At 38.3% G+C, this 22,575-nt stretch carries 22 protein-coding genes; 17 read left to right on the top strand and 5 right to left on the bottom strand.

Annotated elements, in window-relative coordinates; genetic code table 11:
• The first annotated feature begins 23 nt into the window (after positions 1 to 23).
• Entirely contained in the window at positions 24 to 686 is a 663-nt protein-coding gene (locus Q763_RS05520; RefSeq protein WP_035131990.1) for a thiamine diphosphokinase, read from the top strand.
• On the opposite strand, the gene Q763_RS05515 is transcribed toward Q763_RS05520, so the two are convergent.
• Positions 683 to 2,200, bottom strand: coding sequence for a hypothetical protein (locus Q763_RS05515; RefSeq protein WP_035131989.1), 1,518 nt, complete (start codon positions 2,198 to 2,200; stop codon positions 683 to 685). The two genes, Q763_RS05520 and Q763_RS05515, sit on opposite strands and share 4 nt — an antisense overlap.
• 159 nt (positions 2,201 to 2,359) lie before the next feature.
• Between Q763_RS05515 and uvrB the strand changes: the two genes are divergently transcribed.
• From uvrB to Q763_RS05495, 4 genes are all read left to right on the top strand, one after another.
• Complete coding sequence (gene uvrB / locus Q763_RS05510; protein WP_035131988.1) at positions 2,360 to 4,348, top strand: excinuclease ABC subunit UvrB; 1,989 nt, start codon at positions 2,360 to 2,362, stop codon at positions 4,346 to 4,348.
• Between the two features lie 10 nt (positions 4,349 to 4,358).
• Complete coding sequence (locus Q763_RS05505; RefSeq protein WP_035131987.1) at positions 4,359 to 4,907, top strand: hypothetical protein; 549 nt, start codon at positions 4,359 to 4,361, stop codon at positions 4,905 to 4,907.
• Between the two features lie 85 nt (positions 4,908 to 4,992).
• Positions 4,993 to 6,879: a mechanosensitive ion channel family protein gene (locus Q763_RS05500; RefSeq protein ID WP_035131986.1), complete on the top strand. Its 1,887-nt coding sequence runs from the start codon at positions 4,993 to 4,995 to the stop codon at positions 6,877 to 6,879.
• Between the two features lie 3 nt (positions 6,880 to 6,882).
• Entirely contained in the window at positions 6,883 to 7,707 is an 825-nt protein-coding gene (locus tag Q763_RS05495; RefSeq protein ID WP_035131985.1) for a mechanosensitive ion channel family protein, read from the top strand.
• Here Q763_RS05495 and Q763_RS05490 read toward each other — a convergent pair.
• On the bottom strand, positions 7,704 to 8,105 hold the full coding sequence (locus Q763_RS05490) for an excinuclease ABC subunit B (protein WP_035131984.1): 402 nt from the start codon (positions 8,103 to 8,105) through the stop codon (positions 7,704 to 7,706). The two genes, Q763_RS05495 and Q763_RS05490, sit on opposite strands and share 4 nt — an antisense overlap.
• A gap of 95 nt (positions 8,106 to 8,200) precedes the next feature.
• Between Q763_RS05490 and Q763_RS05485 the strand changes: the two genes are divergently transcribed.
• The 6 genes from Q763_RS05485 to Q763_RS05460 all read left to right on the top strand — a co-directional run bounded on the left by Q763_RS05485 (position 8,201) and on the right by Q763_RS05460 (position 14,121).
• Positions 8,201 to 8,956: an alpha/beta hydrolase gene (locus tag Q763_RS05485; protein ID WP_232297502.1), complete on the top strand. Its 756-nt coding sequence runs from the start codon at positions 8,201 to 8,203 to the stop codon at positions 8,954 to 8,956.
• A gap of 32 nt (positions 8,957 to 8,988) precedes the next feature.
• Positions 8,989 to 9,456 carry a DUF1456 family protein gene (locus Q763_RS05480; protein ID WP_035131980.1) on the top strand — a complete coding sequence of 156 codons (468 nt, stop codon included), beginning with the start codon at positions 8,989 to 8,991 and terminating at the stop codon, positions 9,454 to 9,456.
• A 2-nt stretch (positions 9,457 to 9,458) separates the two neighbouring features.
• Positions 9,459 to 9,983 (top strand): DUF4269 domain-containing protein, encoded by a 525-nt coding sequence (locus Q763_RS05475; RefSeq protein ID WP_035131978.1) that lies wholly within the window; start codon positions 9,459 to 9,461, stop codon positions 9,981 to 9,983.
• Positions 9,984 to 10,145: 162 nt separating this feature from the next.
• On the top strand, positions 10,146 to 12,329 hold the full coding sequence (locus Q763_RS05470; protein ID WP_035132237.1) for a bifunctional alpha,alpha-trehalose-phosphate synthase (UDP-forming)/trehalose-phosphatase: 2,184 nt from the start codon (positions 10,146 to 10,148) through the stop codon (positions 12,327 to 12,329).
• Positions 12,330 to 12,361: 32 nt separating this feature from the next.
• On the top strand, positions 12,362 to 13,201 hold the full coding sequence (locus Q763_RS05465; protein WP_035131976.1) for a hypothetical protein: 840 nt from the start codon (positions 12,362 to 12,364) through the stop codon (positions 13,199 to 13,201).
• A 92-nt stretch (positions 13,202 to 13,293) separates the two neighbouring features.
• Positions 13,294 to 14,121 (top strand): alpha/beta hydrolase, encoded by an 828-nt coding sequence (locus Q763_RS05460; RefSeq protein WP_035131974.1) that lies wholly within the window; start codon positions 13,294 to 13,296, stop codon positions 14,119 to 14,121.
• Positions 14,122 to 14,190: 69 nt separating this feature from the next.
• On the opposite strand, the gene sucC is transcribed toward Q763_RS05460, so the two are convergent.
• The gene (gene sucC / locus Q763_RS05455; protein ID WP_035131973.1) at positions 14,191 to 15,384 is read right to left on the bottom strand and encodes an ADP-forming succinate--CoA ligase subunit beta; all 1,194 of its coding nucleotides are present in this window, start codon (positions 15,382 to 15,384) and stop codon (positions 14,191 to 14,193) included.
• A gap of 148 nt (positions 15,385 to 15,532) precedes the next feature.
• Here sucC and Q763_RS05450 point away from each other — a divergent pair, with 148 nt between their 5' ends.
• The 6 genes from Q763_RS05450 (at position 15,533) to Q763_RS05425 (ending at position 20,640) form a co-directional block, all read left to right on the top strand.
• A complete protein-coding gene (locus tag Q763_RS05450; RefSeq protein WP_035131971.1) occupies positions 15,533 to 15,952 on the top strand; it encodes a hypothetical protein in 420 nt (139 codons plus the stop codon).
• A gap of 283 nt (positions 15,953 to 16,235) precedes the next feature.
• A complete protein-coding gene (gene lysA / locus Q763_RS05445; protein WP_035131969.1) occupies positions 16,236 to 17,462 on the top strand; it encodes a diaminopimelate decarboxylase in 1,227 nt (408 codons plus the stop codon).
• 95 nt (positions 17,463 to 17,557) lie between these two features.
• The gene (locus Q763_RS05440) at positions 17,558 to 17,836 is read left to right on the top strand and encodes a hypothetical protein (RefSeq protein ID WP_035131968.1); all 279 of its coding nucleotides are present in this window, start codon (positions 17,558 to 17,560) and stop codon (positions 17,834 to 17,836) included.
• A gap of 183 nt (positions 17,837 to 18,019) precedes the next feature.
• Complete coding sequence (locus tag Q763_RS05435) at positions 18,020 to 19,435, top strand: alkaline phosphatase (protein WP_035131967.1); 1,416 nt, start codon at positions 18,020 to 18,022, stop codon at positions 19,433 to 19,435.
• A gap of 363 nt (positions 19,436 to 19,798) precedes the next feature.
• On the top strand, positions 19,799 to 20,209 hold the full coding sequence (locus Q763_RS05430; protein WP_157499334.1) for a hypothetical protein: 411 nt from the start codon (positions 19,799 to 19,801) through the stop codon (positions 20,207 to 20,209).
• Positions 20,206 to 20,640, top strand: a complete 435-nt coding sequence (locus tag Q763_RS05425; protein ID WP_035131964.1) for a hypothetical protein — start codon at positions 20,206 to 20,208, stop codon at positions 20,638 to 20,640. The genes Q763_RS05430 and Q763_RS05425 overlap by 4 nt, the downstream gene beginning before the upstream one ends.
• A gap of 20 nt (positions 20,641 to 20,660) precedes the next feature.
• Here Q763_RS05425 and Q763_RS05420 read toward each other — a convergent pair whose 3' ends face one another.
• On the bottom strand, positions 20,661 to 21,599 hold the full coding sequence (locus tag Q763_RS05420; RefSeq protein ID WP_035131963.1) for an NAD(P)H-dependent flavin oxidoreductase: 939 nt from the start codon (positions 21,597 to 21,599) through the stop codon (positions 20,661 to 20,663).
• Positions 21,600 to 21,629: 30 nt separating this feature from the next.
• Positions 21,630 to 22,565, bottom strand: a complete 936-nt coding sequence (locus tag Q763_RS05415; RefSeq protein ID WP_035131962.1) for a DUF6438 domain-containing protein — start codon at positions 22,563 to 22,565, stop codon at positions 21,630 to 21,632.
• Between the last annotated feature and the right edge of the window lie 10 nt (positions 22,566 to 22,575).

Here is a 22,575-nt window from a genome sequence, read left to right as displayed (position 1 = left end):
TTTTTGCTCTCTAAATCAAAATTATGTCATCCCACCACATTGTTAGAGACGATCAGGAACCTGCATTAATTATTGCAAACGGCGCAGCATGCAGCAAAGAGCTTATGGGTCAGTTACTGGAATGGTCTCCGCTTGTAATAGTACTGGATAACGCAATAGAGCGTGTAATGGAACTGGGTATTAAAGTAGATGTTTTACTTGGGGATTTTGACAATGGTTTTGATGCCGAAAAATACAAGGAGTTACAATACCCCCTGGAAATAGTACATACCCCGAGTCAGGATAAAACCGACCTCGAAAAAGCACTGGACTACCTTATAGACAGAAAAATACCCGCTGCCAATGTAATTTGGGCTACAGGTAAACGTGCCGACCATACCATTACAAACATTACTAATATTGTACGCTACCGCAATCTTATCAAGGTGGTTATACTGGACGATCACTCTAAAGTATTCCTGCTGCCTAAAAAATTTGAAAAATGGTATCCCGAAAATACTCCGTTGTCACTAATCCCCATAGGAAAAGTATCGGGAATAAAAACACAAAACCTTAAATATGAACTCAATAATGAAGAGTTAACCCTGGGTTACCGTACCGGCAGCAGTAATGTAACCCTCAAGGATGGTATTGTACTTATAGAACACAAGGAAGGCGACCTCCTTATGATGGAGTGTTTTGATTAAGTATTAATCGTACCTGTTTCAATAGCCTTTTTCATATCTTCTTCAGTAGCTTGTTTTAATTCTAATGAGACCGAAGTTTCTTTAGTTATAGTTACATCCTTACTCGCAAATTTTAATGTCCCGTCTTCCTGGGCACTTACTCCAAGTATAGTTACTTTTATACCTAAAGGCATTTTGATATATGCATTACCAGCAGAACCAAACATAAAACTACCGTTTTCATCAGGAAAACCTGCTAAACAAACTTTATCTTCTTTAATTACCATATAAGCGTAAACATCATTTTTACCTGTATTATTAATAGTTGTCCTTACCAAAACATCTGTTAGATTACCCTTACGATAAAAATAATCACAGTTAATCCAACCTAAACGGGTCACTTCAAAAATATAATCATTAGCAAAATCCATTGCTTTTGATTCATCAGTCAAATTTCTTTCTATCCTTTTATTTATTTCCTCCTGCTCTTTTCTTTTCTCCTCCAGTAGCTTCATTTCCTTTTCATAAGCAGCAATTTTTTTATTATAGTCGGCCAAAGCTACTTCATACTCTTCGCCTTCAAGTACAGGATAAACTTCATATTCTTTTATATCATCCTTATTTTTTTCTGTTCCCTTAAAGGTCAATATATATATGTTATCTTTAGCAGACCGCTTTACTGATACATGTTTCCAGTCTTTTCCATTATCTTCTTTTGAGAAAGCCGACTCATCTACCAGTTTCCACGATACATTACTAAAAGGCATAAACTCCGGTAAAAGTTCAGGGTTATCTATATTTACTGCTATAACTATACCTCCGTCATTTTTATAAGGTTTTAAGGGCTTTGTATAAGGAGCCGGATATGTATCATCCTTATCCCCATCTCCAACATAATCCAATATAGCATCAAACATATTACCCTGAGTAGGTTTTGCTGCTTTAGTAGATTTTGCTGCTTTGTTTGGAGTTGGTTTTGCAACAGGCTTTTTAATAATATCTTTTGGTTCAACCCAGTTAATATTTCCGTCGGCATCTTCATTACCTGTAAAAATCTGCATTTCGGGAACAAAATTATCGGTAGGCACACTTACCCCTATTGATTTTGATTTACCTATAAAAACATCATTATCACCCTGTTTCGCATTAACATACAACATCCCGCCCGAACTCAATATTTCTCCGTTTGATGTCGTTGTAAGTCCTCCCGTCACTATATCAGAGATACTTAAAGCCTCTTTCAGCTGTACAGTAATATTTCCGGTCACTACATTACCCTGAGCATCAGTAAAAGTATTTTTAGGGATAGTAAGCTCGGTTCCCTTCTCTCCTTTAATAGTATTATCTTTCCCTGCATCCAGTGTAAAGGTCTGCATGTTTAGGTTATCGGTCGTAAAAGCTTTTCTGTTTCCCGAATCGGCTATTAAATCAGGTATCTCTGTGGTAACATCCTGTTGTACTTCCTGCTGTTTTTCATCTTTACAGGAAACTAAAAACAATAATAACAAAGCAAGGATTAAAGGTGTGTTTTTCATGGCTGACTGTGTTTGTATATTAAACAGAAAAAACTGTCATTTTAGTATCTCAAAAATAATGTTATACATTTAAAAATCAATATTTTTTACCGTTTTAAAATACACAAGGGCAAACAATCATTTCACTATCTTTGTAAAAAAGGAAGGAAAAACAGAAAAATGAAATTCAAAGTAGTATCTGATTATAAACCTATGGGCGACCAGCCCGCAGCCATAAAACAGCTTAGTGAAGGCATAAATTCAGGAGAACGTTTCCAGACACTTTTAGGAGTTACCGGTTCGGGTAAAACATTTACCGTGGCAAACGTGGTAGAAAATGTACAACGCCCTACACTGGTACTGGCACACAACAAAACACTGGCAGCACAGCTGTACACAGAGTTCAAACAGTTTTTCCCCGATAATGCCGTAGAGTACTTTGTTTCCTACTACGACTACTATCAGCCCGAAGCTTATATTCCCGTAACGGGAACCTATATAGAAAAAGACCTCTCGATTAACGAAGAGCTCGAAAAAATGCGTTTAAGTACCACCTCATCCCTACTTTCGGGCAGGCGTGATGTACTGGTGGTAGCCTCGGTTTCGTGCCTATACGGTATTGGTAACCCGGTGGAGTTCCAAAAAAACGTAATTTCCATAGAGCGTGATCAGGTTATATCGAGAACCAAATTATTACACAGGCTGGTACAGAGCCTTTACTCCCGTACCGAAGCCGAGTTCCTGCCGGGAACCTTCCGTATTAAGGGAGACACCGTAGAGATTTTCCCGAGTTATGCCGATGATCCTTTCAGGGTACACTTTTTTGGCGATGAGATTGAAGAAATTGAAGCCTTTGATGCCAAAACAGCCCTTGTGATTGAAAAGTATGACCGACTGAATATTTACCCTGCCAATATGTTTGTTACATCGCCCGATGTACTGCAGGGAGCTATATGGGAGATTCAGCAGGATCTTGTAAAACAGGTAGATTACTTTAAAGAGATAGGCAAACACCTGGAGGCAAAACGCCTGGAGGAACGTACTAACTTTGACCTGGAAATGATTCGTGAACTGGGATACTGTTCGGGTATTGAGAACTACTCTCGCTACCTGGATCGCAGACTGCCGGGCACAAGGCCTTTCTGCCTGTTGGATTACTTCCCTGATGATTTTTTAATGGTTATAGATGAGAGCCACGTAACCGTATCGCAGGTACATGCCATGTATGGCGGAGACCGCTCCCGTAAGGAAAACCTTGTGGAGTATGGCTTCAGGCTTCCGGCTGCGATGGATAACCGTCCGCTTAAATTTGAGGAGTTTGAGGCACTGCAAAATCAGGTGGTGTATGTAAGTGCTACCCCAGCCGACTACGAGCTTCAAAAAAGTGACGGTATTTATGTAGAGCAGGTTATACGCCCTACAGGATTGCTGGACCCGATTATTGAAGTACGCCCAAGCCTTAACCAGATAGATGACCTTATTGAGGAAATACAGCAACGCGTAGAGGCAGATGAACGTGTTTTGGTCACCACCCTAACCAAGCGTATGGCGGAAGAGTTGGCTAAATACCTTACTAAGGTAGCAATACGATGCCGTTATATCCACTCGGAAGTAGATACACTGGAGCGTGTGGAAATCATGCAGGACCTGCGTAAAGGTCTGTTTGACGTACTTATTGGGGTTAACCTTTTAAGGGAAGGGCTTGACTTACCCGAAGTATCGCTTGTTGCCATACTGGATGCCGATAAGGAAGGCTTTTTGAGAAGTACACGTTCGCTGGTGCAAACCGTGGGGCGTGCTGCCCGTAACGTAAACGGTAAGGCGATAATGTATGCCGATAAGATAACCGACAGTATGCAGCGTACTATTGACGAAACCAACTACCGCCGTGAAAAACAGATGAACTTTAATAAGGCAAACGGTATAGAACCTAAAGCCCTTAATAAGAAAATTGAGAACTCGCTGTCTAAGAGTCCGGTGTCGTCATACCATTATGATAATTCGCCTAAAATGGCTGCCGAACCCGATACCACTTATATGGCTAAGGGCGAAATTGAAAAGATTATACGCGAAAAACGTAAGGCTATGGAAAAAGCCGCTAAAGATCTTGACTTTATGCAGGCTGCCAAACTAAGAGACGAGATTAAAGTATTGCAGGATAAGATATAAAGATGTTTAAATGACATTAAACTCTATTAAATACATTGGTATCATAATCGCCTTACTTGCACTTTATATTATACTCCCTATTGGAGATTATCAATCAGGGATTGTACATGTATTATGTTTTTTTATATTAAGTGTACTATTTTTAATTCTTTCACTTATAGTTATAATTACCAAACTAGTTAAACGCAACAAGAATTTTGATTATACTATGACATTCGTAACAGCAGCTTTCCTGCTAATATGTTATTTTAATTTTAGTTCTGCTCACAATAAATTCTGGACAAAACCTATACTTAATACACAGACCGACAGTCTCTATAGTAGAGATATTTCTTTAACATTATACAAAAATAATAGTTTTGAAATATGCGAAAGGCATCTTGAATTTATCAAAGTATATCAGGGTGATTATACCATAAGTAACGATACTTTACAACTGCTAAGAGACGATTTGCCTAAACTCACAAATAATCTTATTACTAATGAGTACTTAGTAAAAGATACCATTCTCAAACCGTTAAATGCCAAATATCCTGATATCGCTATAACAAAAGAGTAAAACTTTAATTACAAAGACCGTATATTCCAAGTATTAAAATTCAAAAAATTCCCTATATTTATGTGTTGTAACACAGAATATGAGGATGAAGAAACTTTACCGTTTATTTATAACGATAATTGCTTTTACTATAACGCAATGTGCTTTTGCCCAAAAAGACAGTATTGCCCGGGTAAACGACTCGGTTAACGCTGCTAACCTTGAGGCTTTTAATACCAAAATTGCGCTTATTGAGCAACAACGGTTAAAAGACTCGGTTAAAAAAGCCGAACTGGAACAACAGATACAGTCGTTAAAAACTACCGATAACCTTAAAAAGGAAGAACTGCAAAAAGAGCTCGAAGAGCTTGAAAGTCGCGAAACCAAAAGGCTTGCCGCAAAAAAGGAACAGATAGACAAACTGCGCTCCACCATAAAAGGGAATCCGGTTACGGGTTTCTTTAACGATACTCTTTTCCACATTTACAGCAAACAGGGCAGTTTTTCGGCTTCCGAGCGTGCCCAGGCCGTAACCCGCCGCATTGAAGAACTGGGTGGCAGGATTCTTTTCCAGCCCGATTCACTACAGGTGGTTTCTGCCGAAGCGACTTCAGATGTAGTATACCACGACAGGATAATCATTAGCCTATCGGAGAACGATGCTATTTGGAATAACACCACAAAAGAGGAACTTGCCGATAGTTACAAAACTATAATTGCTGATGAGATAACCACCTACAAAAACGAAACCAGCTTTAAGACTCTGATAAAAGAAATAGCACTGGCACTATTGGTTATTGGGGTACTGGTACTGCTTATTTATCTTTCGGGAAAACTGTTTGGCTGGACTGCCGACAAGATTAAACAGCAAAAGGACAAAAGAATACACGGTATAAAAATCAAAACCTACGAACTGTTTGATGCCGACAGGCAGGTAAACCTGCTATTACTGGTTAACAGACTTATAAAGTGGTTGTTTATTTTCCTGCTTATCTATATAGCACTACCGGTACTGTTTGGTATTTTCCCGTGGACACAAAACTTTGCCGAAACGCTTTTCAGCTATATTCTTACTCCGGTTAAAAAAGTAACGTTTGGTGTTTGGGATTACATGCCAAACCTTATTACTATTATTGTACTGATTATTATCTTTAGGTACATACTGCGCTTTGCGCGTTTCCTTAAAAACGAAATTGCACGCGGTAACCTCCATATAGATGGCTTTTACCCCGACTGGGCCAACCCTACTTATCAAATTGTGCGCGTACTTATACTGGCTTTCCTTTTAATAGTGATATTCCCTTACCTGCCGGGTAGTGATTCAGAGGTATTCAAAGGAGTGTCGGTTTTCTTAGGTTTCCTGTTTACCTTTGGTTCTATGGGGTCGTTATCCAATATTATTGCGGGGATTGTACTTACCTATATGCGACTTTTTAAAATTAACGACCGCGTAAAAATTGGCGAAGTTGTGGGCGATGTGATTGAAAAGTCACTACTGGTAACCCGTATACGTACCATTAAAAACGAAATCATATCCATACCTAACTCCACCGTAATGAGTAGCCATACCATTAATTACAGTAGCGACACTATAAGCAAAGGGCTTATACTCCACACTACGGTAACTATTGGGTATGACGTTCCGTGGAAAGACATACAGCAGGCATTGCTTGATGCTGCCGACAGGACCGAACATTTACTAAAAGAGCCTGTACCGTTTGTACTGCAAACCAGCCTGGAGGATTTTTATGTAGCTTATCAAATTAATGCCTATACTAAAGAAGCTAACAAACAGGCTGCCATATACAGCGAACTGCATAAAAACATACAGGACTGCTGCAACGAAAAAGGTATTGAGATACTATCGCCACACTATAGGGCTGCACGCGACGGAAACATGACTACCATCCCGCAAAACTATCTTGACAAGGATTATGAAGCCCCGTCCTTTAATGTAAAAATGAACAAAGACAAACAGAATAAACCGGAATAAACCATGTGGGAACATATTAAAGAACTGCTAAATGAAACGCTGATTACCATAGGTAAAACGCAGCTTAAGGTAAGCTCCATTATTACACTTATTGTTTTTTGGGTATGTGTGGCTTTCGTAATGAAAATCATAAAAAAGAGCATTTACCGAATACATAGTTTTGATGAGGCTAAAAAGTATTCCATTTTTACCCTTATAAAGTATATACTACTTGTAGTTGTTTTAGTACTGTCGCTTGAGATAGTAGGTTTTAACCTTTCGGTACTGTTAGCCGGTTCTGCTGCCCTGTTGGTAGGTTTGGGACTTGGTATACAAAACCTTTTTAGCGATTACATTTCGGGGATTGTAATACTGGTAGACTCAACCGTAAAAATGGGCGATGTAATAGAGGTAAACAATATAGTGGGGACCGTTCAGGAAATACGCCTGCGCACCACTACCGTACTTACCCGCGATGATAAATATATTATTATCCCTAACTCTGACCTTACTAAAAACGAACTTATAAACTGGACGCACAACGACCTGGCTTCCCGTTTTGATGTTACTGTAGGGGTTGATTATTCGTCGGATGTTGATTTGGTTACCCGAATATTACATGATGCTGCTGCCGAAGAACAGGGCATACTTACAAAACCCGAGCCTTTTGTCCGCTTTAATAACTTTGGCGACTCATCACTTGACTTCTCCATTTACTTTTGGGTAGAAGATGTATTTAGGGCCGAGAATGTAAAAAGCCGTTTACGCTACAAAATACTGGATAAATTCAGGCAAAACGGAGTATCTATACCATTCCCGCAAAGGGTTATTCACAAAGCTGCCGATTAATTGTGCTGGGCGCGAAAAAGTGCCAGCATAATATCCGGATCAATAAGCCCGGTTGGCGATTTTTCCATTTCCTGCAGTACGCTTCTCATGGCAAACGGACTAAGCCCCATGTTGATGCCCATTTCGCGTATGGCAATCTGCTCGTTTTCATGCAGTACACCATCGGCATGCATTAAAAGTGCCAGCCTGTAAAACTGAAGTATTCGCTGGTGCTCTGATTTTATGGCTACCTTTTCGGCTTCATGCTCAAAAAGACTTTCAAAAACATCCTTATCAATACTGAGCTGCGAAGCAACTATAGCCAGAAACTGATACTCCCTTTCGTGTATCTCACCGTCAATTCTTGCAAAAGCAATCATTTCAGACAATAAGCTTAATTTTTCTTCGTAAGTGCTCATAGATTGTGGTATTTTTAGCTAATATATCGTTTTTACCGTAAAAGTTTTTAATTATGGTCCGCATTTTTTTCCTATTCACCTTATCTTTATGGTGTATGACTGCCAAACCTCAAACCCCGTCTTTATCACAAAATGTGTCGACTTTTTCCATCAATGCCCCGCAACTGGGTGGCGAGCGTAAAATATGGATATACCTACCTGATATATACGGGAATAGCGATAAAAAGTTTCCGGTACTGTACATGCATGACGGTCAGAATCTGTTTGACAGCTTTACCGCTTTTGCAGGAGAGTGGCGCATTGACGAAACACTGGACAGCCTTAAAGCCGAAACAATTGTTATAGGCATAGAAAACGGAGGCAACAACCGTATTGACGAACTCACTCCCTACCCTAATGAAAAGTATGGTGGAGGCAATGGAGACAAATACCTTGATTTTCTGGTTACTACACTTAAACCTTATATAGACGAACACTACCGCACCCTTAGCGATAAGGAAAACACCATGATAATGGGTAGCTCCCTTGGCGGACTTATATCATTTTATGCTGTGTTAAAGTACCCAAAAGTATTTGGTAAAGCAGCTGTTTTTTCCCCTTCATTTTGGTTTAACGATAAAATATATGATGATGTTCATGCCGTGGAAAACATTGATGCCAAACTGTACTTTATGGCAGGTGACCATGAAAGCAGCGAAATGATTACTGATTTGGAACGTATGGAAGAACTGATTCGTTTTAAGCTAACAGATAAGAAGCTGTATCATAAAAAGATAGTACACAACGGCAGGCATAACGAAAAGCTTTGGGCAGGTCAGTTTGAAGAAGCCTATTTATGGCTTATTAATTGAATATTTAAACTACCTTTGCAAAAAATAACGTAATGAATAATAACGATATATTTAAAAAGCTAAGGGTAGCACTTCAGCTTCGTGACGACCAGATTGTTGAGATTTTAGAACTGGTAGATTTCAGGATTTCAAAACCTGAGCTGGGAGCATTTTTCCGTAATGAGAACCACCCTAATTATATGGATTGTGGCGATCAGGTACTACGCAACTTTTTAAACGGACTTATTATTCACTTACGCGGTACTAAAGATGAGCCAAAAGACCCTAAAAAAGTATTGGCAGCCATAAAAGCCGAAGCAGGTAAAGATACTTCTGCTCCAAAAAAACCGGGTACTTATAAAGGCAAACCTAAGCCAAAACCTAAGCCAAAACCTAAAACACAGGGCGAAGCAACAGGTACTGCAAAAAAACCGATAAAAAAATTCAACAAGCCTAAAAAGAAAGAACCTATAATGGATAAAACCCGTTTTAAAAACGGTAAGAAACCAAATAAGGACTAACCTTGAATCAGTTTGACACCATAACCTACCTTAAAACAGGCAATGCCATACAACAGGAAGTTTATGCTGTACTAACAAAGGCCAAGGTTATGGAAAAGCTTTCGGGCTTTACTCCACTATTAACAGGCACCTACCCTATAGCCATTAATATAGAAAACAGCGATCTTGATATTATTTGTGAATATCAGGACAGGGAATCTTTTATATTAGCCTTAACCAATAATTTTCAGTCGGAAAAAGACTTTAGCATCAATAAAAAACTAATTAACGGGATACATAGTGTTATAGTCCGTTTTTGGATTGACGGGTTTGAAGTAGAGATTTTCGGGCAGGCCATACCTGTAAAACAGCAAAATGCCTATCTCCACATGATAAAGGAATTTGAAATCCTAGAGGCAAAAGGAGAATACTTCAAACAACAAATAATTGACCTTAAACGCAAGGGCATTAAAACCGAACCTGCCTTTGCTATGCTTTTAGACCTAAAAGGTGATCCTTATACCGCATTATTAAAATATTCTGTTTAATAGATTCGTAATTTTTTTCTTTCATTTTATCAATCCCACAAAAGTTTAATAAATATATGTTAACTAACATTCTATTAAACGTCCATACGCTATTCGTTTTGTAAATTTGAGTGAATCGCCTGTATGGCAGGCCTCTACTACCATCAGGCAAAAAGCCGAAAAATGAAAATTATTACCGTATCTTACAGATTACCTGTGTCTATTAAAAGACAAAAAGACAATGTAAAAATTACACAAAGTGCCGGAGGGCTCGCAACAGCAGTACTCTCCTACTCTGAAAAAAGCCAAAAGAACCTTACCTGGGTAGGTGTAGCCGATTTTGACCAACAGCTTTGGGAAGAAAACAAAAACAACTACGACAGCAATTTTGATATTGAGCCCGTTTATTTAGAGCGCAGGCTTAACCGTAATTTTTACAATGTTTTCAGTAATTCCGTTTTATGGTCACTGTTTCATTACTTCCCATCCTTTATAGAATATACCCACGACGGATTTGAAGCCTATAAAGCTGCTAACGAAATTGTAGCCGATAAGGTAAACAGTATTTACGAACCCGGTGACATTGTTTGGATACACGATTACCATTTTATGGGACTGGCAAAAATAATACGTGAAAAGCATCCACAGGCAAAAATTGGATTTTTCCTGCACATCCCTTTCCCAAACTTTGAAATATTCAGGGTACTGCCTAATAAAGTAAGGCGTTACCTTATGGAAGGTGTAATGGGCAGTAACCTTATTGGTTTCCATACCTGGGAAAATGCTATCCACTTTACCGAATGTATTGAGAAAATGCTGGGCTTCCCTCACAAAAACTTCCTATTTAGTCAGGATACCCATCGTACCAAGGTAGGCTCCTTCCCTATCAGTATCGATTTTGATAAGTTCCACAATGCGTATGATAATCCTAATGTGGTAAAACTACGCAACGAGATAAAAGACCTGTATAAGGATAAAAAGATAATCTTCTCGGTAGACAGGCTCGATTATACAAAGGGGATTACAAACAGGCTTAATGCCTATGAAACCTTCCTTAACACCTACCCTGAATGGAGAGAAAAGGTAGTATTCCTGCTTGTTATTGTACCATCGCGTGAGGAGATAACTAAATATGGTGAACGTAAAAAAATGATTGAACTTACCATTGCGCGTATAAACGGTAAACTGGGTAACTATAAATGGACACCTGTGGTGTACCAGTACCAGTCGGTCGACTTTGACAGGCTAATTGCCTTATACACCAGTGCCGATGCCGCACTTATATCACCTGTAAGAGACGGAATGAATCTTGTGGCAAAAGAGTATGTCGCTTCCCGCAAAGACCTTAGAGGAGCTCTTGTATTGAGTGTAATGGCAGGTGCAGCAAAAGAACTACAGGAATCGCTAACTATAAATCCACACGATTTTGAACAGATAGCCCTAAAGCTTAATTACGGACTTACCATGAGTGAGGAAGAACAGGCTCGTAGACTGGAACACATGCAGCGCTATTTAAAAAAGCATGATGTATTTAGATGGGCTTCCGACTTTTTAAATGAAACTGAAGAAATTCATAATAAAGATACCAAAGCAGTAGCCCTTGCAGGAGAAGAAAGAATTGAGCTTTATGAAAAGTATGAAGATGCAGAAAAAAGACTGTTACTACTTGATTTTGACGGTACACTAGTAAACCTTCAGCCTAAACCCGAAATGGCTGTTCCGGATGATAAACTCATAAAACTATTGAATACCCTTGCTGCCGACCCGAAAAACGATGTATGGATTATTAGCGGACGTAACAGGGAATTCCTTGAAAAATGGCTTGGCGAACTACCTATTGGCCTTGTTGCCGAACATGGCGGATATGTAAAAAGAGAGAAATGGGAGTCGGTTATAAATGGTACGCCCGAATGGAAAGGCCGCGTGATAGAAATAATGCAGGATTATGTAGACACTAATTCTGAAAGTTTTGTAGAGATAAAAGAATTTGGGGTGGCATGGCACTACAGAAATGTAGAGCAAAGGCAGGGCTTCCTGGCATCGCGTGAATTGCTTTCGCTATTAAAGAATCAATTGTACAACATGCCTACACAAATTATAGACGGCAATAAGGTAATTGAGGTTAAACACTTCCTTGCCCACAAGGGGACTACTTATAAAAACAGTATTTACAATGAAGATTACGACTTTATACTTGCCTTTGGCGATGATAAGACTGATGAAGATTTGTTTGAAAAACTTACCGGCAGCTACCAGCACTCGGTTAAAGTAGGCTCTGGCAATACATCTGCAAAATATAGGGTACAGTCGGTTAAAGAGGTGCTTGATTTCCTTAATGAGTTAACACAGTGTAATATTGTAAAATAATTTTATACATTTAGGGATAAAAAACCATACCTATGAAAAGTATCTTAAAATACCTATCCCTACCCTGTGTAGCATTAGCCCTTATTTCGTGTTCTGACGATGATTCCGGCAATAATCCGCAAGATGAAAACGCCCGCTTACTTAAATCGGTTATTTATCCGATAGTAAATAACCCCGGTGATGAATTAACCGTAGATTTAAGCGAACATTATTTCTATGATGCTGAGCATAATCTTGCCAAGGCAGATGGTGACACCAAATTTAACGGAGAATATTTTTATAGTAATAATAGATTATCAGAGAGAACAAAATACGGAACAGAATACATATATGAGTATGACGACCAAGGGAGAATAACTAAACTATGGTCTGAGACATTTGGAGATTACACAGAGCTGTTTTATGAAGAAGGCAAAGTAATAACACATATATACCATGTAATCAGTGATAAGCTTGAAAAAAGGGAACTTTTACTGGACCAACAGGGACGTATTATTAAAATGACCGATTTAGATCCTGCCACAAGTGTTTCTCATGTTGATATTGTAGATTATATATATGATACAAACGGAAACATTACAAGTATTATAAGAGTACTTGAAGGCAACAGCGAGCCCGAAACCATTAGTTATACTTATGGAGAAACAAAAAACCCATATTATTACTCCCTTAAAAAGCACTATGAAACCACCTATTATCTTGAAAACAGTAATGGTTTAAGTGTATACAATAATAAGCACGGTTTATGCCCTAATATGATTGTTTCAGAAAATGTATACTATACGATAAATGAAAATGGTTATCCTACGGCTGAGTACACAACCAGCCCTGAGGGTATCACTAATGAAATTTGCACCTACAATTACTTCTAAAAAAATATTAGTTTTACAAAATCCTGAGCATAGCTCGGGATTTTTTTATATTTGAGCTACCCATCTTTTAATAATATCTAAAATCATTTTCAATGAAAAAACAACTTTTACTATTCCTGTTTTTGCTTACTGCTACAGTGAGTAAAGCACAAACGGAGTACGTTACCAAAACCAACATTCAGTATTACGATCAGGCAACAAACAAGTCAGATTCCTATATCGCCGAACGTTGTGTATTGGACATATACTTACCTAAGGATACCAAAAACTTTGCTACAATAGTATGGTTTCACGGCGGAGGAATAACTCAGGGGAGTAAGGAAATACCCGAATATCTTAAAAACAAAGGGTATTGCATTGTAGGGGTTAACTATCGCTTAAGCCCTAATGTAAAAGCGCCTGCTTATATTGAAGACAGCGCTGCTGCCGTAGCATGGGTATACAATAATATTGAAAAATATGGCGGAGATCCATCACTTGTTTTCCTTTCAGGTCACTCTGCCGGAGGTTATTTGGTAAGTATGGTTGGACTGGATCAAAAATACCTTGCCAAATATGATATCGATTCTAACAGGATTGCCGGACTTATTCCGTTTAGCGGGCAGTGCATAACTCACTTTACCGTAAGAAAAGAAAGAGGCATCCCTGAAAAACAACCGTTTGTTGATGAGTATGCTCCGTTGTTCCATGTACGTGCCGATGCACCTCCGTTGCTTTTAATTACGGGCGACAGGGAAATGGAAATGCTGGGACGCTATGAGGAAAACGCTTATATGGCTCGAATGATGAAAATAGCAGGCCACAAAGATACCCGTCTTTATGAACTGGAAGGTTATGGGCATAATATGACAGAACCTGCTTTCCCCCTACTGGTTAAAGAAGTTAACCGAATTATAGAGCTCAAGAAGAAAAAGAAATAAAGGATACCAAATAAAAAATCCCTCGCATTGCGAGGGATTTTTTTATATAAAACCTGTTGGTTTATCTTATTAGCTTAAAGCATTTTTAACCTGATCTGCAGCTTCCTGGAATAGAGTAGCAGAAAGGATTGGCATACCTGAGTTATCGATAAGTTCTTTAGCGATATCTGCGTTAGTACCCTGTAAACGTACAATGATAGGCACGTTGATAGAGTCACCCATGTTTTTGTAAGCGTCAACAACACCCTGAGCAACACGGTCACAACGAACGATACCTCCAAAGATATTGATAAGGATAGCTTTTACGTTTGGATCACGAAGAATGATACGGAAAGCTGTCTCAACACGTTTAGCATCTGCAGTACCACCTACGTCAAGGAAGTTAGCCGGCTCAAAACCTGCATACTTAATAAGGTCCATAGTAGCCATTGCAAGACCTGCACCGTTTACCATACAACCTACAGTACCGTCAAGGTCAACATAGTTAAGTCCCACTTCTTTCGCTTCAACCTCAATTGGGTTTTCCTCACGAACGTCACGCATATCAGCATATTCTTTTTGTCTGTAAAGAGCGTTGTCATCAAGAACAACTTTAGCATCTACAGCAAGAATTTTATTGTCTGAAGTTTTAAGTACAGGGTTGATTTCAAAAAGAGATGAATCACTTTGTACATAAGCTGTATAAAGAGAGTCAACAAATTTTACCATTTCTTTGAACGCATTACCTGAAAGACCTAGGTTAAATGCAATTCTTCTTGCCTGGAATCCCTGTAGTCCTACTGCAGGATCAATTTCTTCAGTAAAGATAAGGTGAGGAGTTTTTTCTGCAACCTCTTCGATATCCATACCACCTTCAGTAGAATACATAATCATGTTACGTCCTTTACCTCTGTTTAGAAGTACAGACATATAGAACTCTGAAGTTTCACTTTCTCCGGGATAGTAAACATCTTCAGCGATAAGTACCTTATGAACTTTTTTACCTGTTGGAGGAGTTTGAGGTGTGATAAGGTCCATACCTATTATCTGTCCTGCAATCTCTTCTACCTGCTGAAGGTTTTTTGCAAGCTTAACACCACCACCTTTACCGCGGCCACCTGCGTGGATCTGTGCTTTTACCACATACCATTCTGTTCCGGTTTCGGCAGTTAATTCTTTAGCGGCAGCAACAGCCTCCACAGCATTGTTAGCTACAATACCGCGCTGTACACGTACGCCGTGGCTTGCCAGTATTTGTTTTCCCTGATATTCGTGTAAATTCATAATTAATGCATTTATCTTATTAAAAGTGGAACAAAAATAGAAAATTCAATCCAATGACCGAAAGTATTTTTAATTTTTTATCCAATCCTTAATACTGGGTCACGCAACCCTTTTTAGGTTTAATCATCTAATAGTAAAACCATTGCCTATGAAAACCATAAAATTACTACTATTACTAGCTATTACAAGCTTAACATTAAGCTGTAATAATGACGATGACAACAGTCCTGTTGACAACAGTTTTTACGACAGCTGGTCGCTTATAAAAGTAAATGGCGGGTTTGCCGGAACCAGCCAGGAATTTGACCCCGGAACCATTGTTTGGCAATTTAATGAAAACGGTACAGTTACCGTTACCAATAATAATACTGATGAAACAGCTAATGATTATTTTGAATCAGGTAATTACAGCTTTCAGTTTATGGTAACCGAATCAACTACATTTGGGTGTGAAACCTCTCTTATCGTTAATGATAATGATTTAGGGTGCTTCAAGATGGAAAACAATACCATTACACTTGATGAGACCTATATAGACGGTTATGTAATAACACTTTCAAGACAGTAAGCCCTCAGCTATTTAATCAGAATCATATTTATTTATATAGTTAACCACAACATCATTTTTTAATTGTTACCCAGTTCCGGGCAAATCCATAAGCTACTATACGTTACTGCCGCTTAAAGGATGAGCCCGGTATTTTTTTACCGTGATTTAAATCGTTATAGTAAATTACAAATGTTATATTTTTAACTTTTTGTTATATTTTGTTAGTATACTCTATTTAATTGACTGGAATTGAATTTGTAAATAATTTTGCTACCGAAACAAGTATATCTAAGAAAAAGAAATGGAAGCAAATAATTTATTACAGTTAGCCGAAGAGTTTGGAGGTCCTCTATATGTGTATGATGCGGCTAAAATCCAAACGCAGTATTATCGTTTAGAAAATGCGTTTTCAAAGGTAAAAAATTTAAGAATCAATTACGCCGTAAAAGCGTTATCAAACATATCTATATTAAAATTGCTTAAACAGATGGGTTCCGGCCTTGATACCGTTTCCATACAGGAAGTGCAACTCGGTATTATGGCCGGCTTTAAGCCCGAAAGCATTATTTACACCCCTAACGGTGTATCTATGGAAGAGATTGAAGAGGTAGCCGCCCTTGGCGTACAAATCAATATAGACAACCTGTCCATACTGGAACAGTTTGGCGCAAAACATCCTAATATACCGGTATGTATCCGTATCAACCCTCACGTAATGGCGGGTGGTAACAGCAACATATCTGTAGGACATATAGACAGTAAATTTGGTATTTCAATACACCAAATGCCTCACCTTTTAAGGATTGTGGAAAATACAGGTATGAACATTAACGGTATACACATGCATACCGGATCTGACATACTTGATATTGAAGTATTCCTTTATGCTGCAGAGATACTGTTTACAGCAGCACTTAACTTTAAAAACCTTGAGTTCCTTGATTTTGGAAGCGGTTTTAAAGTACCATATAAAAAAGATGATATTCAAACCAATGTAGAAGAACTGGGTAAAAAACTGAGCAAGCGTTTCAACGCATTTTGCCAGGAGTATGGTAAAGACCTTACCCTTGCTTTTGAACCGGGTAAATTCCTGGTAAGTGAAGCAGGTTACTTCCTTGCAAAAGTAAACGTGGTAAAACAAACCACCTCTACTGTATTTGCCGGGATTGATACAGGTTTTAACCACCTTATCCGCCCTATGTTCTATGGTTCACACCATCACATTGAAAATATAAGTAACCCTAAGGGAAAAGACCGTTTTTACTCGGTTGTAGGATATATATGTGAAACCGATACGTTTGCAAGCAACAGAAAGATTGCTGAAATAAAAGAGGGCGATGTGCTTTGTTTCAGGAATTCGGGGGCATACTGCTTCTCTATGGCTTCAAACTACAATTCAAGAGTTCGTCCGGCAGAGGTATTATGGTATGAAGGAAAAGGCCACCTTATTAGAAAAAGGGAAACCTTTGAAGATATAATCCGTAACCAGGTTGTTATGGATTTTAAAGATGAACCTATTACGGTTTAGTTAGGTTATATATACTTGTTATTGTTTCAGGGCCGGGGCTGTAAAGCTTCGGTCTTTTGTTTTTTTGATATATTTGAAATACAAACCTTAACCACATGAAACCTCATCTTAAAACAATAATAAAGGGCTTACTATTATCCATACTGGTATTCTTTTCGGTTTCGTTTATTATGATATTACCTCAGCTTAACCCTTTATCTGACACTTACGGTTTTAATATTAAAATAGGATTCCCCTTTGTATACTACTATCAGTTTTGGGCGGGGCATGATTTTCTAAACTGGGAATGGAAAATAATAAACCTTATACTGGATTGCCTAATTACATGGGTAGCCGTTACCGGAATTTATTATTTTATAGAAAAAAGCAATTAAGGCTAACTAGCCCAAAATGTTAAACCCCAAGCTGTTCATTAAAACTTGTGTAACTTTGCCGGGTTGCTACTTAAACTTTACTACAGTTTTCCTTAAAGTTTAAATAACATTGCTCTTTAACCCCTTGTTGGTATAGTTGTGTAAATTTGGCGGATTCCTATTTACGATTAACAAATTAAAAAAATGAACAGGAGAAAATTTTTCAGGAACGGTTCGCTTTTCACCATAGGCACCGCTGTCCTTAATCCTTTTGAAGGTACTGCACAGGTACTTGACATCAATAATTTAGATAAAAACAAAAAGGCTAAAAACATTATATTCATGGTTAGTGACGGTATGAGTACCGGTACGCTAAACATGGCCGATTTATACCTTAACCGTAAAAACGGTAAAGGGTCTAACTGGTTACAGCTTTATAAAGACCAGCGCATTAGCAGGGCACTTATGGATACGGCTTCGGCCAGTTCTATAGTGACCGATTCTGCTGCTGCAAGTTCATCATGGGGTGGCGGTGCAAGGGTAAACAACGGTTCCCTTAACGTAGGCCCTAACGGAGAAAGAAACATGCCTATATGGCAAAAATTCAAAAAAGCTGGTAAAATGGCTGGCTGTGTTACCACAGTGCCTATTACCCACGCCACACCGGCAGGTTTTTGTGTAAACAGCGACAGCCGTAATGCGCAGGCCGAAATTGCTGAAGAGTACCTAAAACTGGGCTTTGATGTAATGATGGGTGGTGGTAACAATTACTTTAGTGCCGATAAAAGAAAAGATAAGAAAGACGTTTATGCTGATTATAAAGCTAAGGGATGGCAGGTTGCCCGTACCCGTGGCGAAATGATGGCAGCAAGCAATGACAAACCAATATTAGGTGTTTTTGCGGATGACGGACTTCCATACACCATAGACCGCAGAAGCAGTAAAGAACTTACCGACAACACTCCTACCCTTGCTGAAATGGCTCAAAAGGCTATTGATCGCATGAAGGGACACAAAAACGGATTTGTACTTCAAATCGAGGCTGGTAAGGTAGACTGGGGTGCACACGCTAATGATATTGGTGCAGTTTTATATGACCAAACTGCTTTTGACGATGCTATTAAAGCTGTAATTGATTTTGCCGAAAAAGATGGTAACACCCTTGTTGTTATCACTACCGATCACGGTAATGCCAATCCTGGTATCATATATGGTAAGGAAGCAAACAGTAACTTTGACAGCATCCAAAACTATACTCAGACTAACGAATGGATACTTAACAGTATTCACAGTGACTCCAGTGTAGACCAGGTTAGGGAAATAATAAAACACGCCAACGGCAGGACTATCTCTCAGGAAGAAGCTAAAACCATATTAGGCTATTATACCGGGCTTGAAAAAGAAGACGGACTATACAACTACAAACACTTACCGTTTAAGGCTTTTGCAGAAATGCAAAAAGAACACAACTCGGTAGGATGGATTAGCATGAACCACTCTGCAGATTATGTAGAGCTGGCAATGTTTGGTCCGGGTAGCCAACTGCTTAAGCCGTTTGTTAAAAACATCGACCTGCATTACCTTATGCTTGAAGCTGCCGAAGTAGAAAACAAATTCTGAAATAACAAGTAGCTGTCTCAAAAGTTCCATTTCGAGCGAAACGCAGTGAAGTCGAGAAATCTCAATAAAAAGCCCTAGAGATTTCTCCACAAGGTTGAAGTGGAAAAGTGGAAAATAAGTTCTGGCAATGCACAAAACTATATAAAAAAAGAGGTTGTCTCAAATGTCATTTTGAGCAAAACGAAGTGGAGTATAAAAATCTTCTGAAAAACAGAGATTCTTCCTTCGTCAGAATGACACTAATCCTACAGGATTAATTTGAGACAACCTCTTTTTTTATATATTGCAGCAGCAAAAACAACCACACCAATGAATAGATATCTTAAGGAAATACTATGGTTAATTATTATATTATTGCCATGTGTGTTTCTCTACTCTTCTGAAGATTCAACAATAGATATAAATGTGGACGATACTTATTTTGTAATGGATCGTTTTTCACTAGTTTTCCTGCTTATTGCGATACCGGGATTTCTTATTTATGGAATAAGAACCTTAATCAATAAATTCAGGGACAAGTTTATAAATATTGTCTTTATATTATTTATTATACTAGTTGCCTTACTATGGATTGAAGCAATTATTATAAATGACAGAATTGGTTCTGACGGAAGTATGACTATTTATCCTCCACTTAGTGCTGAACCTCAAAAAACTAAAGAAGAATACTACCCCATAGCTAATCATACGATTATGATTACCATAGAAATAATACTAATTGCAATAGCATTATTTACAGCTTACAAAACAGGTAAAAACAAAAAAATATCATGAGAAAAATAGTTACAACCACATTAATTTTATTTCTGGTAGCATTTAGCCTGTTTTTTGCATGGGTGGCCATTACCCCTGCTGATTTTGCTATGAGTTTAATTCCGGGATGGAATACAACCATATTACCTCCTCATTTTTTCCTTTCGTTTTTCATAACACCCTGGTTACTATTCACAGCATTAATTTATCTGTGGGCTTTTATAAAAAAATGGCCGCTTAACAGGCTATTGGTCATAATCCATGTACTACTCAGCATTCCGCTAGTAATAGTATTTTTATATAAAACCGATGTAGACCTTAACTTTTCTGCTGAAAATACGGCTTTGATTTTTAAAGCTTTTTTCCTGGCTACAACTGCTTTTGTTATAGCACAGGTATTTTTTATGCTACAGCTTATTACAACCTATAAAAAATTAAAAGCCCGACACTAACTGCCGGGCTTTTTTTATGTTTAAAGACTTACAGCTTCCTGCTTTGCCTCTTTAAAATCGGTTATAATTTCCTCTAAAATTGTTGCTGCGGGTTTTACCTCATGTATGAGTCCGGCAATTTGCCCAATTTCAAGTTCGCCCTCTTCAAGGTCACCTTCAAACATACCTTTCTTGGCACGTGCCCTGCCCAGTAATGTTTTAAGATCATCTACCGTAGGGGCTTTTGTATATAAATCCATCACATCATGGAAAAACTTGTTTTTTATCAGCCTTACCGGAGCAAGCTCCTTAAGGGTAAGGTGTGTATCGCCATCCTGTGCATTCACAATGGCCTGTTTAAAGTTATCATGTGACGATGACTCAACCGAGGCAGCAAAACGACTACCCACCTGTACGCCATCGGCACCAAGAACCATAGCGGCGAGCATACCCCTACCTGTTGCAATACCTCCTGCAGCGATAAGCGGAATTTGTAATTTTTCCTTCACCATAGGAATAAGCGTAAATGTAGTGGTCTCTTCCCTACCGTTGTGTCCGCCTGCTTCAAAACCTTCGGCTACAACAGCATCTACCCCTGCTTCCTGAGCCTTTAGGGCAAACTTTACGCTACTTACTACGTGTACCACTATAATACCACGCTCCTTTAACCATGCTGTCCATGTTTTAGGATTTCCGGCAGATGTAAATACGATTTTCACCCCCTCATCCACAATAATATTCATTATCTCTTCGATATTTGGATATAGCATTGGTACATTAACACCAAAAGGTTTATCTGTTGCCTTTTTACATTTTTGTATGTGTTCGCGCAGTACTTCAGGGTACATAGACCCCGCTCCAAGAAGACCAAGCCCTCCTGCATTACTTACTGCACTTGCCAGTTTATAACCACTGGCCCAAATCATTCCTGCCTGTATTACAGGGTATTCTATATTAAATAATTCAGTGATTCTGTTCATGTAAAATGAATATTTTTTTAAACTTTAAAACTACAAATTTTCAGACAAACGGCTTAAAAAATCGAACTTCTCTCTTACATCCATATTTATCATTACATCTGTACTGTTAGTATCTATATTAAACTTTTTTGCAATATCAGCAGAAACCTCAAGCTCTTTCATATCATGCAGCTGTCCTATTCTTATTAAAGGGAGATAAGCCCACACTAACTCATTAGGCCCCTGAGCTCCACAATCCCTAACAGTCTTTACTATTTTATTGTTTTTTATAAAATAAATACAAACACACTGCATACCATCTGTTACGTTATGCGCATAAGACTCCTCCAAGTTCATGTAATCTGCCCTTTTGAACCTTTCCTGAGTACGGTTAAATCCTTCCTTACTAATTTTTGACTTATTTAGTCCTAAATGTTTTACACTGTACCTGCCGCTAAATAACACATCTCCATTATTTTTTACAAGAAGCGTAACAACAGGACTTATACCAAAACACGGCGATGAATATAAAAAAACAGCATCAAAATCAGGAATAGTATCTGTTTCATATACCTTTTTCACAAAAGTCCCTCCGTACCTATGTGTAGTATCTGGAGCTATTTTAAGTGTATCCGGAGTAAGTTTTTCTACTTTACACAAACTCCATTTTTTGGTTGCGGGATTAAAAAGCCTCAAACTGTCGTTTGATAAAGTATATTTAGACTCAGTACCAAAATAAATATAATATGCATTTGACCCGTATTTGGAATTTTCAGCACTTATAAAATGACACTTCTCACTGTGAAAGCCATATTTATCTTCAAAAATACTGTCAGTAAAAAACTCAAAACCTCTTTTGTTAGCAAACTGGTTTGTAGTATCTATCGAGCTCCAAGTACCCAAAATCATATTTTGGGGTGTAAGTGTTTTTTCTTTTTGACAGGAAATAAAAAGCATTACAATTAATAATAGTAAAGTGTTTTTCATAATGAAAAGT

The sequence above is a fragment of the Flavobacterium beibuense F44-8 genome, from assembly GCF_000769915.1.
Taxonomy (GTDB): Bacteria; Bacteroidota; Bacteroidia; order Flavobacteriales; family Flavobacteriaceae; genus Flavobacterium; species Flavobacterium beibuense.
This window is presented reverse-complemented; position numbering and strand designations above follow the sequence as displayed.